This window comes from Nocardia pseudovaccinii (genome assembly GCF_050942345.1).
In the GTDB taxonomy this organism is placed as follows: Bacteria; Actinomycetota; Actinomycetes; order Mycobacteriales; family Mycobacteriaceae; genus Nocardia; species Nocardia pseudovaccinii.
Window position 1 is genome coordinate 2719826 of record NZ_CP192074.1, and the last position, 15703, is coordinate 2735528.

The following is a 15703-nucleotide window of genomic DNA, read 5'->3' on the forward strand; positions in this document are numbered from 1 at the left end:
AACTTAAGGGACTACATGAAACTCGATGTCGTCACGATTTTTCCGGAGTATCTGGAGCCGCTGCGAACGGCGTTGCTGGGCAAGGCCATCGACAAGGGCCTGATCTCCCTCGACGTGCACGATCTGCGTCGCTGGACGCACGACGTGCACAAGTCCGTCGACGATTCGCCCTACGGCGGTGGGCCGGGCATGGTCATGAAGCCGACCGTCTGGGGCGCGGCCCTCGACGAGGTATGCCCCGACGACGCCCTGCTCGTGGTGCCGACCCCCGCCGGAGTGCCCTTCACCCAAGCCACCGCACAACGCTGGGCGAGCGAGAAGCACCTCGTATTCGCTTGCGGCCGTTACGAAGGCATCGATCAACGCGTCTTCGACGATGCCGCCCGCCGGGTTCGTGTCGAAGAGGTCAGCATCGGCGACTATGTTCTGATCGGTGGCGAAGCCGCAGTCCTCGTGATGGCCGAGGCCGTGGTCCGCCTACTCCCTGGCGTTCTCGGCAATCAGCAGTCCCACCAAGAGGATTCGTTCTCCGACGGACTGCTCGAGGGGCCGAGCTATACGCGCCCCGTCTCCTGGCGCGGCCTCGAAGTGCCGCCGATTCTGCTGTCCGGTGATCACGCCAAGGTCGCCGCGTGGCGACGCGAACAGTCCGTTGCCCGTACCCGTGAACGGCGTCCGGATCTGCTCGACGATTGAAACTACAGACTCGACGCCTTATCGAATGTATCGTTGATTAACGGCACGTTAATCAACGGTGAATGGTAGGTGGCTATGGTGACGGTGGCTCGCTTCGGGACAGTGCGTCGGGCGGTGGTCTCGACTCTGATCGGTGGCGCGATGATCGTCTTATCGGACCTAGCCGCCCCCGAACTGGTCGAAGTCAGAGTCGCCGCTGATCGGGACACCCATGAACCCGATGCTGGCCGTAGCCGCAACAGCGCAGGTCAGCGCGGCCGCAGCAGTAACCACGGGCAATACAAAGGGCGGAACGAGCGCCCTTGCCAGTACACCCCCGAAGGCGTCTGCACCGGCGGCCGCTGACGAGGTTCGGTCATCGTGTTCGCACGCCGCGTATCGGATCGTCCGAGATTCTGTGCGCGGCGTGCGAATGCGTGCGCGGGAGTTCGTTGGTCAGGGCAACAGGCCGAGGCGTCGGGCGGTGACGACGGCCTCGTGGCGCGAGTGCGCGTCGAGTTTGGTCATCGCGTTGCGCAGATAGCTCTTGACCGTTTCCGGTCCGAGCGAAAGGCGTTGGGCAGCTTCGTGATTGGTGCAGCCGAGCGCGATCTGGGACAGCACGTCGAGTTCACGTCGGGACAGGCGCGGGGCATCCGCGGGCGGGTCGCCGACCAGGACTCGGGTGAGGCGTTCACACACCGAGTGCAGGCGTTCGCGTAGGCGTTCGTCCTCAGTCGAGCGCGCCGCGCCGCGGAGTTCGGCATTGATCTCGCGGAGTTCCTCGGCGACGGCGGGTGCGGTCTCGGGCGCGGGAGTCGTCATTTCCAGCAGGCGCAGGCGGCGGTCCACCTCGTCGCGGATGGTGATTTCGGTGGCCAGGCGTCGGCCGGCCGCGACGACCAGATCGGCGGTGCGGTCGCCGAGCGGTACGCCGCCGCGGTTGGCGGCGTAGAGCACCGCGCGGGAGCGATCGTCGACCACCACGGGCACCGCGAGCACCGAGCGGATGCGTTCGCCGGAGACCGGACCGTCGTAGTGGTGGGTGATCTCGGAGGCATTGCGGTAGTCGGCGACCGAGGCGGGCCTGCGCATATCCATCACCCGGCCGCCCAGCCCGGAGGTACGCAGCACGGTCAGTCCCCGCAGGCCATTGGTGACAGTGCCGACGAATTCGGTGAGCAGCAGCGCATCATCGTGCACCTCGCCGCCGAAAACCACCGGCACGCCCGCCTTGGTCGCCACCCAGCGGATCTCGGCGCGCAGCGCATCGCCGTCGCGCGGCCGCAGCAGCGCGGTGGTGTGGGTCAAAAGACTCACCCCTTTTCGGGGGTAGTGCCGAACGTGATGTGACCCACATCCTATTGGAGACGAGGTGGCCTGGATCACCGATGAGGAGAGGCGAGATGACCGCGGACCTGAACGCGCGCGTGCGCGAGCTACTGGAAACCTACGACGGACCCGACGTCGGCGCAGCGGATCTGCTGTGCGACCGGCACCCCGCCGACCGCACCGCGTTCACCATCGTCGACCCCGACCTGACCTCGACCGACCTCACCTACGGCGAGCTGCGCGAGCGCTCCCAGCGCTTCGCCGTCGCCCTCGCCGACCTCGGTGTCGAACCCGGCGACCGCGTCGCCACCCTGATGTCGAAATCCGCCGACCTGGTGGTCGCATTGCTGGGCATCTGGCGGCGCGGCGCGGTCCACGTCCCGCTCTTCACCGCTTTCGCCCCACCCGCCATCGCCTTCCGGCTCGAGGCGAGCGGCACGACGATCGTCATCGCCGACGCGGATCAGGCGACAAAGTTGGTGCCGGGCGACGACATCCCGGCCGATCCGCCCTGGCGCGTCATCATTGCCGGGAATGGCCGGGCTGTCGCTGACAGTCACGCGGCCGCGCAGGGCGGTGGCGATGCCGCCGCCGAACGCGTGCATGACCCGGCCGACCGGCAGGGGGCGGACAATCCGACAATCGCTGGGTCGATCGGGGCACAGGATCCGACAGTCGCAGACCCCGCGGCTGAGGCGCCGCTGCGGCTCGCGGATCTGCTCGCCGCGTACTCCGCCGACGACCCGCGCGCGGCCGCTGTGCCGGTCGGCGGGGACGGGCTGCTGGTGCAGCTGTTCACCAGCGGCACGACGGGCACTCCGAAGGGCGTTCCGATTCCGGTGCGTGCACTCGCGGCATTCCATGCGTACCAAGAGTTTTCGCTGGACGTGCGCGCGGATGACGTCTACTGGAATGCGGCCGATCCGGGTTGGGCGTACGGACTGTACTGGGCGATTCTGAGCCCGCTGGCCTCCGGCATCCGCAGCCTGCTGCTGCATGCCGCCTTCTCGGCGCCGCTGACCTGGCAGGTGCTCGACCGCTTCGGGGTAACCAACTTCACCGCCGCGCCGACGGTCTACCGCGCGTTGCGCGCCGATAGTGCCGCTGCCCCAACAGATCTCCGGTTGCGGCGCGCGTCGTCCGCAGGCGAACCGCTGACTCCGGATGTGGTGACTTGGTCGGTCGAGACACTCGGCGTCGCGGTGCGCGACCACTACGGGCAGACCGAGCACGGCATGCTCATCTGCAATTCCTGGCACGACGCGCTCCGGGTCGACGCACCCGCGGGCTCGATGGGCCGGACGATGCCGGGATGGCATTGCGCGGTGCTCGCAGACGACGCCGACGTCGAAGCGCCGGTCGGCGAACTGGGCCGAGTCGCCATCGATACCCGACGCAGCCCGCTGCTGTGGTTCCTCGGCTACCTGGACGCCCCGGAACGCACCACGCAGCGCTATACCGCCGACGGCCGCTGGTATCTGACCGGGGATGCCGGATCCCAGGATGCGGACGGTTTCTTCCATTTCTCGGCCCGCGACGACGATGTGATCATCATGGCCGGTTATCGCATCGGCCCGTTCGAGGTCGAGAGCGTGCTGGTGCTGGATGAGCGGGTGGTCGAGGCCGCGGTGGTCGGCATGCCCGACGAATTGCGCGGTGAGGTGCTCGAGGCATTCGTGGTGCTGCGCAACGGTTTCGAAGGGAATGTCGAACTCGAGGCGGAATTGCAGACCTTGGTGAAACGCAAGTTCGCCGCGCACGCGTATCCACGCAAGGTGCATTTCGTGGATGCCCTGCCCAAGACGCCCAGCGGCAAGGTGCAGCGGTTCATCCTGCGACAGCAGGGGGTTCGGTGATGTCCGCACTGGCGAGTTACACATCCGGCACTGCGGAAACCCCGCTGCTCGGCGACACCATCGGCGATGACTTCGACCGCATGGCCGCCGCGTACGCGGACCGAGAAGCCCTGGTGGACTGTCCATCCGATCGCCGCTGGACCTATCGCGAACTCGCGGCCGCGATCGACGCACTGGCCACCGGATTGGCCGAACGCGGTATCGCCAAGGGCGACCGGGTCGGCATCTGGGCCCCGAACTGCGCGGAATGGTTCCTCACCCAGTACGCGACCGCGAAACTCGGTGCGATCCTGGTCAATATCAATCCGGCCTACCGCACCAGCGAACTGGAATATGTGCTGCGCCAAGCCGGTGTGCGCATGCTGATCGCGGCGCCGGAATTCAAGACCTCGAGTTACGTCGACATGATCGAGCAGGTCCGGCCGAATTGTCCTGGCCTGGAACAAGTGCTGATACTCGGAACTCCCGAATGGGATGCGGTGGCACAGTCCGATATCGACGCCGAACGACTCGCGAAGATCGCCGCGACGTTGTCCATGGACGACCCGATCAATATCCAGTACACCTCCGGCACAACAGGTTTTCCCAAGGGTGCGACGTTGAGCCATCACAACATCCTCAACAACGGCTACTTCGTCGGTGAACTCTGCGGCTATACCGAACATGACCGAATCTGCGTGCCGGTGCCCTTCTACCACTGCTTCGGTATGGTCATGGGCAACCTGGCAAGCACCAGTCACGGTGCGGCCGTGGTGATTCCCGCGCCCGCGTTCGATCCGGTCGCAACCCTGGATGCGGTCGCCGCGCAGCGGTGCACCTCGCTCTACGGCGTACCGACGATGTTCATCGCCATACTCGCGCAACTGGATTCGGGCAAAGACTTCGATCTGTCCAGCCTGCGCACCGGCATCATGGCCGGATCACCCTGCCCGGTCGAGGTGATGAAGCGGGTAATCGATCGCATGGGCATGAGCGAGGTGTGCATCTGCTACGGCATGACCGAAACCTCCCCGGTATCGACCCAGACCCGTCGCGACGACGGCATCGACCGCCGCACCGCGACCGTCGGCCGGGTCGGCCCACACCTGGAGGTCAAAATCGTCGACCCCGCAACAGGTTTGACCGTTCCGCGCGGCGAACCCGGCGAGCTGTGCACCCGGGGCTACTCGGTCATGCTCGGCTACTGGTCCGAACCGGAGAAGACCGCCGAGGCCATCGATGCCGCCCGCTGGATGCGCACCGGCGATATCGGCGTCATGGACGACGACGGGTATCTCGCGATCACCGGCCGGATCAAGGACATGGTGATCCGCGGCGGCGAGAACATCTACCCGCGCGAGATCGAGGAATTCCTCTATACCCACCCGGACATCCTCGATGCCCAGGTGATCGGCGTCCCCGACCCGAAATACGGCGAGGAACTGATGGCGTGGATCCGAATGAAGGACGGCACAACACCATTGGACGCCGACGCGATCCGCGCCTTCTGCACCGGCAAGCTCGCGCATTTCAAGATCCCGCGCTACGTGCACATCGTCGAGGAGTTCCCGATGACGGTCACGGGGAAAATACGCAAGGCTGAAATGCGTGAGCTGGCTGTGGAACTGCTCGCACCTTCGAACCGCGACGACTGATTTCGTTGCCACACGGGTAACTCGCCGGGACTCCGCCAGCAGATCGACCGCCGGTCCGCGACGGAAGTCTACGAGCACCTCACGACCGGCAAAAGGCCCCGGGAGGCGGGGGAGTCACCGTACGATTCAGGTCCAAGCATGCCGGTTTACCTGGGCATGGGCCGTTTGTCAGGTGACAACGGTAGTGTCTCGGGCGTGACGACAGCGCCCGAGATCGCCAGTTCAGCGACGAACACCGACACGACCGCCGCCGCACCGGCCGCGACCACAGCTCTGGCCAGCGTGGGCCGGCGCATCGCCGATGAGCTCGGCGTGCGCGAGACCCAGGTCCGGGCCGCCGTCGAGCTGCTGGATGCGGGTTCGACGGTGCCCTTCATCGCGCGGTACCGAAAAGAGGTCACCGGTGGCCTCGACGACGCCCAGCTCCGCCAGCTCGACGAGCGCCTGACCTACCTGCGCGAACTCGACGAGCGCCGCGGCGCGATCATCGAATCCATCAAGGGCCAGGGCAAACTCGACGACGCGCTGCTCGGGCAGCTGATGACAGCCGAGACCAAGGCCCGCCTCGAGGACATCTACCTGCCCTATAAGCCGAAGCGGCGCACCAAGGCGCAGATCGCCCGCGAGGCCGGTCACGAGCCCGTCGCCGATGCGCTGATCGGCGATCCGACCACCGATCCCGCGCAGTACACCGCCGAACAGCTCGACGGCGCCCGCGCCATCCTGGTCGAGCGTTTCGCGGAGGACGCCGACCTGGTCGGCGAGCTGCGTGAGCTGATGTGGAACCGCGGCCAGGTCAGCTCGAGCGTGCGGCCGGGCAAGGAGGAGGCGGGCGCGAAGTTCGCCGACTACTTCGAATTCAGCGAGCCGTTCGGCAAGCTGCCTTCGCACCGGATCCTCGCGTTGCTGCGCGGTGAGAAGGAAGAGATCCTGCAGCTGCAGCTCGAACCCGACACCGAGGAGCTGGAGCCGGGCGAGCGGTCGGTCTACGAGGGCCGCATCGCGGTGAAGTTCGATATCGCCGACCGTGGCCGGGCGGCCGACACCTGGCTGCTGGATACCGTGCGCTGGGCATGGCGCACGAAACTGCAAGTGAGTCTTGGTATCGACACCCGCATGCGCCTGCGTCAGGCCGCCGAGAAGGACGCCGTCGACATCTTCGCCGCGAATCTGCGTGACCTGCTGCTGGCCGCGCCCGCGGGTACCCGCACCACCATGGGCCTGGATCCGGGCTACCGCACCGGTGTGAAGGTCGCCGTCGTCGACGCCACCGGCAAGGCCGTCGCGACCGAGGTCATCTACCCACACAAGCCGCAGGGCCAGACCGAGAAGTCCCTGGCCGTACTCGGCGCGCTGGTCGCCCGGTTCGGCGTCGAGCTCATCGCCATCGGCAACGGCACCGCCTCGCGCGAGACCGATGCCCTTGCCGCCGAGCTGATTTCGCGGATTCCGGAGAACAAGCCGACCAAGATCGTGGTCTCCGAGGCGGGCGCGTCGGTGTACTCCGCATCGGCCTACGCCTCGCAGGAACTACCGGATATGGACGTCTCGCTGCGCGGTGCGGTATCCATCGCCCGTCGTTTGCAGGACCCGCTGGCCGAGCTGGTGAAGATCGACCCGAAGTCCATCGGCGTCGGTCAGTACCAGCACGATGTCTCCGAAACCCTGCTGGCGCGCTCGTTGGGTGCGGTGGTCGAGGATGCGGTGAACGCGGTAGGTGTCGATGTGAATACCGCATCGGTGCCGCTGCTGTCGCGGGTGTCCGGTATTGCCAATTCGATCGCCGAAAGCATTGTGGCGCATCGTGATCAGCACGGCCCGTTCCGCAGCCGCACCGCGCTGCTCGACGTGCCGCGCCTGGGCCCCAAGGCCTTCGAACAGTGCGCGGGCTTCCTGCGCATCCGCGGTGGCGACGATCCGCTCGACACCTCTGCCGTGCACCCCGAGGCCTACCCGGTGGTGCGGCGCATCCTGGAATCGACCGGACGCGGCATGGCGGAACTGATCGGCAACACCACGGCGTTGCGTTCGCTGCGGCCCGCCGAGTTCACCGATGAGAAGTTCGGTATCCCCACCGTCACCGACATCATCTCCGAACTCGAGAAGCCGGGTCGTGACCCGCGTCCGGAATTCAAGACCGCCGAATTCGCGGCGGGCGTGGAGAAGGTCGCGGATCTGCAGCCGGGCATGGTGCTCGAGGGTGTGGTCACCAATGTGGCCGCATTCGGCGCATTCGTAGATATCGGTGTGCACCAGGACGGACTCGTGCACGTCTCGGCCATGTCGCACAACTTCGTCAAGGATCCGCGCGAGGTCGTGAAGTCCGGTGATGTCGTCAAGGTAAAGGTGCTCGAGGTCGATGTCGCACGCCAGCGCATCGGGCTGTCGCTGCGGCTGGACGACGAGCCGGGTACGGCGACCAAGGGCGACGGCGGCCGCGGCCGTGGCCAAGGCGGTCGCGGCGGGCAGGATCGCGGCGGGCAGCGGCAGAATGGACAGGGTAAGCAGCAGGGCCAGGGTCGACAGCAGAATCAGGGCCGCAACCCGGGCAACCAGCGGCGCAACGCGCCCGCACCGAGCGGTTCGATGGCGGATGCGCTGCGGCGGGCCGGGTTCGGGCAGTAGGGCGATACGGGCGGAGGTTTGTAGGCGGCCATGCGACGGTGGCTCGAAGACGATGTGATCGGGCACGGCCGCCTTCCGCTGCTGTGCTTCCTCCTCGGGTTCATCGTCGGCTTCCTGCTGATCCGGCTCAGCGTCCGGTTGATCCGCAAGCAGGTCCGCTGGTGGCCGGGCAATGTGCGTTCCGGCGGTGTGCACATCCACCACATGGTGTTCGGGGTCATCCTGGTGCTGCTGTCCGGCATCGGGATGGTCACCATGTACCAGAGCGCCACCACACTCACCGCGAGCCTGCTCGCCGCCGCCTTCGGTGTCGGCGCGGCCCTGACCCTCGACGAATTCGCGCTGATCTTCTATCTGCGCGACGTGTACTGGGAGGAACAGGGCCGCACCTCGGTCGACGCGGTCTTCGTCGCGCTCGCGGTGACCGGACTGCTGCTGCTCGGAATCCACCCGCTGTGGTTATTGGATATCAACGACTTCCGCCGCGATCCCAGCACCGAAGTCCGCATCTTCATCGTCTGTTTCGCCGTGGTGAATCTGGGCCTGGCGGCAGTCGTCATCGCCAAGGGCAAGATCTGGACCGGCCTGTTCGGCATGTTCTTCCTGCCCCTGCTCGTGGTCGGCGCATTCCGGCTGAGCCGACCGGGCGCACCATGGGCTCGCTGGCGCTACCCGGGTAGACGCCGACTCATGTATCGGGCGATAGTCCGTGAACGTCGCTACCGACGCCCGGTGATCCGCGCCAAGATCTTCGTACAAGACCTGGTCGCCGGAAAACCCGACGTCGTCCATGTCCGCGAGGCCGCGGAGGCCGAATTGGCTCGCACTGTCGTCCCCGCACCTCCCGCCCCCACCCATTGGCACCTGCCCTCAGTGTCCGACCACTCCCTTCGCGATTGATCCGCGCCTCCCCAGCGCGCCGTGTGTCCCGCGCCCACGAGAATGCTCTGGCGGAGGGGTGCTCTCGACGTTTGCCTCAACAGTTGCATGGTGATCAAGCACTCGAGACTGCGTGTGGGATGCGGGCGGGGTCCGAGAGCAGGTCGATGGCGGTTATTTTGTCGTCGACGATGGTGAAGGCGATCAGGGAGACTGTCTTGCCCCTAGCGGTGTTGAGTAGGCCGGGCGCGCCGTTGACGAGGACATGTTGCGAAGCAAAGGCATTGGCGGCGCGCTGGAAGGCATCGAGCTGACCGGCCACCGTCGCGGCGCCGCGCAGTACGCGCATGCCGCCGGGGAAGCGGGCTCCGGCGTCGGCGCGCAACACCACGTCGGGGTCGAGAATGGCCAGCAGTGCGTCGAATTCACCGCCGCGGGCGGCCGCGAGGAAGGCTTCGACCACGCGACGTTGACGCGGTAGATCCCGGTCGGGTCGCGGCGCTCGACCCTGGACCCGGCGGCGGGCGCGGCTGGCCATCATCTTCGCCGCGGCCGCGGATCTGCCGATGATCGGGCCGATCTGGTCGAACGGCACCGCGAACATATCGTGCAGCACGAAGGTTACGCGCTCCGCGGGATTCAGCGAGTCCAGCACGACCAGCAGCGCGAGACCGACCGAATCCGCAAGTACCGCTTGCTGTTCCGGCTGCGTTCCGGCATCGGCGAGGACGATCGGGTCGGGCAGATAGGCCTCCTCGCGGCGGGACTTGCGCGACCGCAACATATCCAGGCAGACCCGCCCCACGGTCGTGGTCAGCCAACCGCCGAGGTTGTCGGTTTCGGCGGTGTCGACCCGGGAAAGCCGTAACCAGGCCTCCTGTACCGCATCATCGGCCTCGCTCAGCGAACCGAGCATGCGATAGGCCACGGTGACCAAGTGCGCCCGGTGCGCCACGAATCGGTCTGCCAAAGAATCGTTGTCGCCCACAGGGATCTCCTCGAGGTTGCTCGAAGAGATGACGGCGCCGAGGCCGTGAGTGTGACAAGCCGTTACCTTGCCGGGTCGCCATCCGTCACACAGATATGAACCTACGAAAGACCGCCCGCCTGGCCTACCTCGGCGCCACCGGAATCCTGCTGACCGAAACAGTCGTCGGGTCCTACTGGGATCTCGCGCGCATCTCCTACGTACGCCAGGTTTTCCAACGACTCGAATACCCGATGTACTTCGCCACCATCATGGGCGTCGCCAAGGCTGCCGCGGTCGCCGCGATCGTGACGCCGGGCTTCCCGCGTGCCGAGGAGTGGGCGTACGCGGGCCTGACCTTCGTCTACGGCGGCGCGGCCGCCTCCCATATCGCCGTCGGCGACGAGCCGAAGGCCTGGCTCGGACCACTGGGTTTCGCCGGGCTTGCCCTCGCGTCGTGGGCGTTGCGCCCGACCAGGCCACTCGCGGTCTGACGGGAGCGGAATCGCACCGATCCGGATCTCGTGCGCGGTGACCGCGCGCCCTGTGCGTGCGGCTTCGAGGCCAAGGGGCTGTACTACCCATTCTCGAGCGCGAACGCCTTCGGGCACACCGGCGCCGTGGGCAGCGATGGGTTCGCGGATCCGCGGAGTGGGTTGGCCTATGGCTACACTCGTCGGCGCGCGCGGCTTTCGGGTTCGGGGATGGCAGCTGGCGGGACTGTCTCGCGGCCGCCGTACACCGCGCGGCCACCCGGTGAGCCGGGCCCGATTTTTCCCGCGACGCGCCGATCTGGCACAATGCACAGGTTGCCCTGGGTGCATTCGGCCCACGGAGCACCCCTTATTCGGAGCATGAACCGGTCGAGCACGCGAGTGCCGCCAGGGTCCTCTGCTCGCGCAAACATCAGAAGGATGAAATGAACACCCTTGACTTCGTCGACGAAAAGTCGCTGCGCAGCGATGTCCCCGACTTCCGTCCGGGCGACACGCTCAACGTGCACGTGAAGGTCATCGAAGGCTCGAAGGAGCGCATCCAGGTCTTCAAGGGCGTCGTGATCCGGCGTCAGGGCGGTGGCATCCGCGAGACCTTCACCGTCCGCAAGGTGTCGTTCGGTGTCGGTGTGGAGCGCACCTTCCCGGTGCACAGCCCGAACATCGACCACATCGATGTGGTGACCCGCGGTGACGTCCGCCGTGCCAAGCTGTACTACCTGCGCGATCTGCGCGGCAAGGCCGCCAAGATCAAGGAAAAGCGCTGAGCAAGTAGCGGCACCGCTCGGCACGAATGTTCTTCAGCTAGCCCGGCACCGGACGTCAGTCTTGGTGCCGGGCTAATCTGTTCGGCGTGGCAGACGAAAGTGGGTCGATGACGGTGTCCGATTCGGACGACGAGGGCAAGAGCCGCCGCTCACGGCGCTCGAAGCGCAAGCAGCGCCCCTTCTGGCAGGAACTGCCGGTTCTCATTGTCATCGCCGCGGTCATCGCGGCACTCATGGTCAGTTTTGTCGGGCGGCCGTACGTCATTCCGTCCCAGTCGATGGAAGACACGCTGCTCATCGGCGACCGCATCTACGTGGAGAAGCCGAGCTACTACTGGAGCGAGCCGCAGCCCGGTGACGTCGTGGTGTTCGTCGGCCCGTCGTCCTGGAATACCCGCTACCAGTCGATCCGGTCCAGCAATGTCGCCGTGCGCGGCGTGCAGAACTTCTTCTCCTTCTTCGGGCTCGTGCCACCGGATGAGAACGACCTGGTGAAGCGGGTGATCGCCGTCGGCGGCCAGACCGTGCAGTGCTGTGACGCGCAGGGGCGGGTCATGGTGGACGGCAAGCCGTTGGACGAGCCGTACGTCCTGAACGACTACCCGTGGTACCCGGGTCAGCAGAATGCGACCTACCCGGCGGGCCGGGTATTCGGCCCGGTCAAGGTGCCCGAGGGCAACCTGTGGGTGATGGGCGACAACCGCAACCAGTCCGCCGACTCACGCGCCCACGTCAGCGATAACCTGCAGGGCACCGTCCCGATCGACAATGTGCGCGGCAAGACGGTCTTCAAGATCTGGCCGCCCAGCCGGATCGGTCCGGTGAAATCACAGGATCCCCAGACGAACTGATCGTTGCGGGCCGCAGGATAATTGGATGGTGGGGCAGGGTCGAGTGGCTAGGGCTAATGGCGCGACTCCGGGCAACGGGTGGCCGCCGCGTGTCGTCATGCGTCGAGCCGGTGGGTTGCGCACGCTGGAGGCGGCGCTGATCCGCAGCGGCCTCGGCCCGGTCGCCGGGGTCGACGAGGCCGGGCGCGGACCGTGCGCGGGACCTCTGGTAGTCGCCGCCTGCCTGCTCGCGCCCAAGGCCTACGACAGGCTGGCCGGACTCGACGATTCCAAGAAGCTCACCGAACCCGTGCGCGAGGAGCTGTACCCGATCATCACCCGGTTGGCGCTGGCCTGGAAGGTGGTCGTCATTCCGGCCTGGGAGATCGACTCGATCGGCATCCACGTCGCCAATATCGAGGGTATGCGCCGCGCGGTCGCCGGACTCGGACAGACACCGGGGTATGTGCTGACCGACGGATTCCGGGTGCCCGGGATTCCGGTGCCGTCACTGCCCGTCATCGGCGGTGACGCGGCCGCGGCCTGCATCGCCGCCGCGAGCATCCTGGCCAAGGTGACCAGGGATCGGATGATGGTCGAGCTGGACGAGCGGTTCCCCGGCTACGGATTCGCCGCGCACAAGGGCTACAACACGCCCGAGCACACGGCCGCGCTGGAACGGCTCGGACCGAGCAGTGAGCACCGCCGATCCTGGCGCAATGTGCGCTCGGCAGCGGGGTTGCGGCCGGTAGCCGCGGCGGAGTACGCCGATGCGGAACTGGCCGACGAGGTTTTGCTGGAGGGCGTCGAACCGGATAGCCGAGTGGCTACCGACGCGGCGCATGCGCGATGATGATTACAGCAGACGCAGTGCGGCGAGAAGGAGGACGTCCCACCCGATGAGTGCCGAGGACCTGGAGAAATACGAAACCGAGATGGAGCTCTCGCTATACCGGGAGTACAAGGACATCGTCGGTCAGTTCTCGTACGTGGTGGAGACCGAGCGCCGCTTCTATCTGGCCAACTCCGTCGAATTGCGGCCGCAGAACGCCGACGGCGAGGTGTACTTCGAGGTGCGCATGAGCGATGCGTGGGTGTGGGATATGTACCGACCCGCGCGCTTCGTGAAGCATGTTCGGGTGATCACGTTCAAGGACGTGAATATCGAGGAGCTGGAGAAGCCGGATCTGCGGTTACCCGAGTAGGGCTGGCGGCCAATACCATTGGGCACCGACAAGTAGGTGCAGTGCGAGGGTCGGATGCCCGGGTTGTCCACAGCTGAGCGGGTATCCACAGGTTTTCTGTTTGCGCAGGTCGGTGTCATCGGGCGTGGGTGTGGTCCGAGCACGCTGAGCTGGTGGCAGACAACCAGGCGCTCGGCGCACAAGGGGAAGAACTGGCGGCCCGATTCCTGCAGGCCGCCGGGATGGAGATCATCAGCAGGAATTGGCGGTGCAAGTACGGCGAACTGGATCTGATCGCCCGGGATGGCCGCGTTACCGCGTTCGTCGAGGTCAAAACGCGAACCGGAATCAAATTCGGCATGCCCGCCGAGGCGGTCACCTTCGATAAGCAGCAGCGGATCAGGCGGTTGGCGCTGGTGTGGCTGGCCGAACAGGACGGCCCGTGGCGCGATGTCCGTTTCGATGTCATTTCGGTGCTGCTGCACCGCGGCCACCGACCGGTCATCGATCACCTGAAAGCGGTGTTCTGATGGCGCTGGGGGTGGCGTATTCGGTCGCGGTGAGCGGGGTGGACGGCCAGCTGGTCGAAATCGAGGCGGATATCGGGCAGGGGCTGCCGTCGGTGCATCTGGTCGGGTTGCCCGATACCGCGCTGCAGGAATCCCGCGACCGGGTCCGTTCCGCAGTGGCGAATATCGGGGAGAAGTGGCCCGACGGTCGCGTGATCCTGGCACTGTCCCCGGCGACGCTGCCCAAAATCGGCAGTGTCTACGACCTTGCCCTCGCGATCGCGGTGCTCGACGCGGCGGGCGCGGTCCCCTCCGATCGGCTCGGAAAGACTGTATTGCTCGGGGAATTGGCGCTGGACGGGCGGGTCCGCCGGGTGCGCGGCATCCTGCCCGCTGTGCTCGCGGCACGCAATGCGGGCTGGATGCGGGTGATCGTGCCGGAATCCGCACTGGCCGAAGCCGGGCTGGTGGACGGCATCGAGGTTTTCGGGGCCGCGACCCTGCGTACCGTCGTCGCTTGGCTACGTGGTGAAGGCGGTCTGGTCGAGCCCGATGGCATGCTGCCCGACACGGTGCGCTGCGGTGGCGATCTGAGCGAGGTGGTCGGTCAGGAGGAGGCCCGGTGGGCATTGGAGGTGGCCGCGGCAGGCGGACACCACCTGCTGCTCACCGGGCCGCCCGGAATCGGTAAAACCATGCTGGCGCAACGTCTTCCGGGTCTGCTTCCGCCGCTCACCGAATCCGAAGCACTCGAGGTGACGGCCATCCATTCCGTCGCAGGCGCACTCTCCGATGACCACCCCTTGATCACCATGCCGCCTTTCGTCGCTCCGCATCACTCGACCTCGGCCAGCGCCATGGTCGGCGGGGGATCGGGTACCGCACGTCCGGGCGCCGTCAGCCGTGCCCATCGCGGGGTCTTGTTTCTCGACGAATGTGCGGAGATAGGAACCAAGGTCCTGGAAGCGATGCGAACCCCCTTGGAAGAGGGCGAAGTTCGCATCGCCCGCCGCGATGGCGTGGCTCGCTACCCGTCCCGTTTCCAATTGGTTTTGGCCGCAAACCCCTGTCCTTGTGCCCCAGCCCGCGATGTCGACTGCATCTGTGCCCCGCTCGCGCGTCGCCGATACCTTGGCAAGCTGTCCGGACCGTTGATGGATCGCATAGATATCTGGGTCCAGATGCGCGGCCACGCCGGCGCATCGTTCGCCGCCGAGGACGCCGAGAGCAGCGAGGTCGTGCGCCGTAGAGTCGCGGCCGCAAGGCAAGCCGCAATACAGCGTTGGCAGGACTACGGCTGGGCAACCAACGCCGAAGTCCCCGGCCACATCCTGCGCCAACGCTTCCGACTCCCCCACGAGGCAACCGCTCCCATCGAAGCCGCCCTCCGCCTGGGCCGCCTGTCCGCCCGCGGCGCCGACCGCGCCCTCCGCGTCGCGTGGACGATCAGCGACCTCCGCAACGCCGAGCAACCCAGCGCCCAAGACGTACTGGCCGCCTTGAACTTCCGTCAACGGGGCTCACATTGAGTGCGGCAACGGAAGACAAAGGCTCGATCAGCGGTGAGATTTCTGGAACGAGGTCCGCTGCGCTAGAGGTGGGTGCCGGTGCAAACGCCTGCGAGCTCACTGTGATGGCGCATGTCGGCGCGACCGCGCCGGATCTCGCGGCGGCAGAAGAGAGTTGCCCTGCTGGCGTCGGGTGTCCGGGCGAGTTGACGGGCAATGGCTTTCCAGCCGATTCGTGTGCGGCCTCGTCGCCGGGCAACGGCTCTGCCACTGTCAATAGGAGGGCGGTGGAATCGGTGGGTAGTGGTTCTGCCTCTTTCGGGCGTGCAGGCAAGTCGACGGGCACTATCTCGTGTGCCTCGGATTGCGAACCACTGACAATATGTGGCGGCAGTCCTGTAGTCGGTGCCACCGGCACCTCGGTGGGCACCGGGTCTTGCGCG

General features: G+C 66.4%; 14 protein-coding genes. 12 read left to right on the forward strand and 2 right to left on the reverse strand.

Translation table 11 applies throughout. The features are described from left to right. Window positions 1-15: 15 nt before the first annotated feature. A complete protein-coding gene (trmD, locus tag ACQPZ2_RS12325; protein ID WP_063045797.1) occupies window positions 16-696 on the forward strand; it encodes a tRNA (guanosine(37)-N1)-methyltransferase TrmD in 681 nt (226 codons plus the stop codon). A 435-nt stretch (window positions 697-1131) separates the two neighbouring features. Here trmD and ACQPZ2_RS12330 read toward each other — a convergent pair whose 3' ends face one another. After that, on the reverse strand, window positions 1132-1986 hold the full coding sequence (locus ACQPZ2_RS12330) for a LuxR C-terminal-related transcriptional regulator (protein ID WP_433525650.1): 855 nt from the start codon (window positions 1984-1986) through the stop codon (window positions 1132-1134). 95 nt (window positions 1987-2081) lie between these two features. On the opposite strand from ACQPZ2_RS12330, the gene ACQPZ2_RS12335 reads away from it, so the two are divergent. The 4 genes from ACQPZ2_RS12335 (at window position 2082) to ACQPZ2_RS12350 (ending at window position 9022) form a co-directional block, all read left to right on the forward strand. After that, window positions 2082-3863: an AMP-binding protein gene (locus ACQPZ2_RS12335; protein ID WP_433525651.1), complete on the forward strand. Its 1782-nt coding sequence runs from the start codon at window positions 2082-2084 to the stop codon at window positions 3861-3863. Further along, window positions 3863-5497, forward strand: coding sequence for an AMP-binding protein (locus tag ACQPZ2_RS12340; protein WP_433525652.1), 1635 nt, complete (start codon window positions 3863-3865; stop codon window positions 5495-5497). Before ACQPZ2_RS12335 ends, ACQPZ2_RS12340 begins: the two co-directional genes overlap by 1 nt. A gap of 195 nt (window positions 5498-5692) precedes the next feature. Beyond that, the gene (locus ACQPZ2_RS12345; RefSeq protein WP_433525653.1) at window positions 5693-8122 is read left to right on the forward strand and encodes a Tex family protein; all 2430 of its coding nucleotides are present in this window, start codon (window positions 5693-5695) and stop codon (window positions 8120-8122) included. A 30-nt stretch (window positions 8123-8152) separates the two neighbouring features. Further along, window positions 8153-9022: a hypothetical protein gene (locus ACQPZ2_RS12350; protein ID WP_433525654.1), complete on the forward strand. Its 870-nt coding sequence runs from the start codon at window positions 8153-8155 to the stop codon at window positions 9020-9022. Window positions 9023-9116: 94 nt separating this feature from the next. Here the strand turns inward: ACQPZ2_RS12350 and ACQPZ2_RS12355 are convergent, their stop codons facing one another. After that, the gene (locus ACQPZ2_RS12355; RefSeq protein WP_433525655.1) at window positions 9117-9989 is read right to left on the reverse strand and encodes a sigma-70 family RNA polymerase sigma factor; all 873 of its coding nucleotides are present in this window, start codon (window positions 9987-9989) and stop codon (window positions 9117-9119) included. A gap of 95 nt (window positions 9990-10084) precedes the next feature. Here ACQPZ2_RS12355 and ACQPZ2_RS12360 point away from each other — a divergent pair, with 95 nt between their 5' ends. The 7 genes from ACQPZ2_RS12360 (at window position 10085) to ACQPZ2_RS12390 (ending at window position 15281) form a co-directional block, all read left to right on the forward strand. Further along, a complete protein-coding gene (locus tag ACQPZ2_RS12360) occupies window positions 10085-10462 on the forward strand; it encodes a DoxX family protein (protein WP_433525656.1) in 378 nt (125 codons plus the stop codon). Between the two features lie 425 nt (window positions 10463-10887). Continuing rightward, window positions 10888-11229: a 50S ribosomal protein L19 gene (gene rplS / locus ACQPZ2_RS12365; protein ID WP_011210681.1), complete on the forward strand. Its 342-nt coding sequence runs from the start codon at window positions 10888-10890 to the stop codon at window positions 11227-11229. Between the two features lie 107 nt (window positions 11230-11336). After that, window positions 11337-12080: a signal peptidase I gene (gene lepB, locus ACQPZ2_RS12370; RefSeq protein WP_433527401.1), complete on the forward strand. Its 744-nt coding sequence runs from the start codon at window positions 11337-11339 to the stop codon at window positions 12078-12080. Between the two features lie 25 nt (window positions 12081-12105). After that, window positions 12106-12912, forward strand: a complete 807-nt coding sequence (locus ACQPZ2_RS12375) for a ribonuclease HII (protein ID WP_433525657.1) — start codon at window positions 12106-12108, stop codon at window positions 12910-12912. Between the two features lie 46 nt (window positions 12913-12958). After that, entirely contained in the window at window positions 12959-13264 is a 306-nt protein-coding gene (locus ACQPZ2_RS12380; protein ID WP_011210678.1) for a DUF2469 domain-containing protein, read from the forward strand. A 152-nt stretch (window positions 13265-13416) separates the two neighbouring features. Continuing rightward, entirely contained in the window at window positions 13417-13773 is a 357-nt protein-coding gene (locus ACQPZ2_RS12385) for a YraN family protein (RefSeq protein ID WP_433525658.1), read from the forward strand. Further along, on the forward strand, window positions 13773-15281 hold the full coding sequence (locus ACQPZ2_RS12390; RefSeq protein WP_433525659.1) for a YifB family Mg chelatase-like AAA ATPase: 1509 nt from the start codon (window positions 13773-13775) through the stop codon (window positions 15279-15281). The genes ACQPZ2_RS12385 and ACQPZ2_RS12390 overlap by 1 nt, the downstream gene beginning before the upstream one ends. Window positions 15282-15703: the final 422 nt, after the last annotated feature.

Bases quoted from the DNA above. Each gene is read 5' to 3' on its own strand.
- ACQPZ2_RS12340 (WP_433525652.1), top strand. From the start codon at position 3,863: ATGTCCGCACTGGCGAGTTACACATCCGGCACTGCGGAAACCCCGCTG.
- ACQPZ2_RS12375 (WP_433525657.1), top strand. From the start codon at position 12,106: ATGGTGGGGCAGGGTCGAGTGGCTAGGGCTAATGGCGCGACTCCGGGC.
- ACQPZ2_RS12380 (WP_011210678.1), top strand. From the start codon at position 12,959: ATGAGTGCCGAGGACCTGGAGAAATACGAAACCGAGATGGAGCTCTCG.
- rplS (WP_011210681.1), top strand. From the start codon at position 10,888: ATGAACACCCTTGACTTCGTCGACGAAAAGTCGCTGCGCAGCGATGTC.
- ACQPZ2_RS12390 (WP_433525659.1), top strand. From the start codon at position 13,773: ATGGCGCTGGGGGTGGCGTATTCGGTCGCGGTGAGCGGGGTGGACGGC.
- lepB (WP_433527401.1), top strand. From the start codon at position 11,337: ATGACGGTGTCCGATTCGGACGACGAGGGCAAGAGCCGCCGCTCACGG.
- ACQPZ2_RS12335 (WP_433525651.1), top strand. From the start codon at position 2,082: ATGACCGCGGACCTGAACGCGCGCGTGCGCGAGCTACTGGAAACCTAC.
- ACQPZ2_RS12350 (WP_433525654.1), top strand. From the start codon at position 8,153: ATGCGACGGTGGCTCGAAGACGATGTGATCGGGCACGGCCGCCTTCCG.
- trmD (WP_063045797.1), top strand. From the start codon at position 16: ATGAAACTCGATGTCGTCACGATTTTTCCGGAGTATCTGGAGCCGCTG.
- ACQPZ2_RS12360 (WP_433525656.1), top strand. From the start codon at position 10,085: ATGAACCTACGAAAGACCGCCCGCCTGGCCTACCTCGGCGCCACCGGA.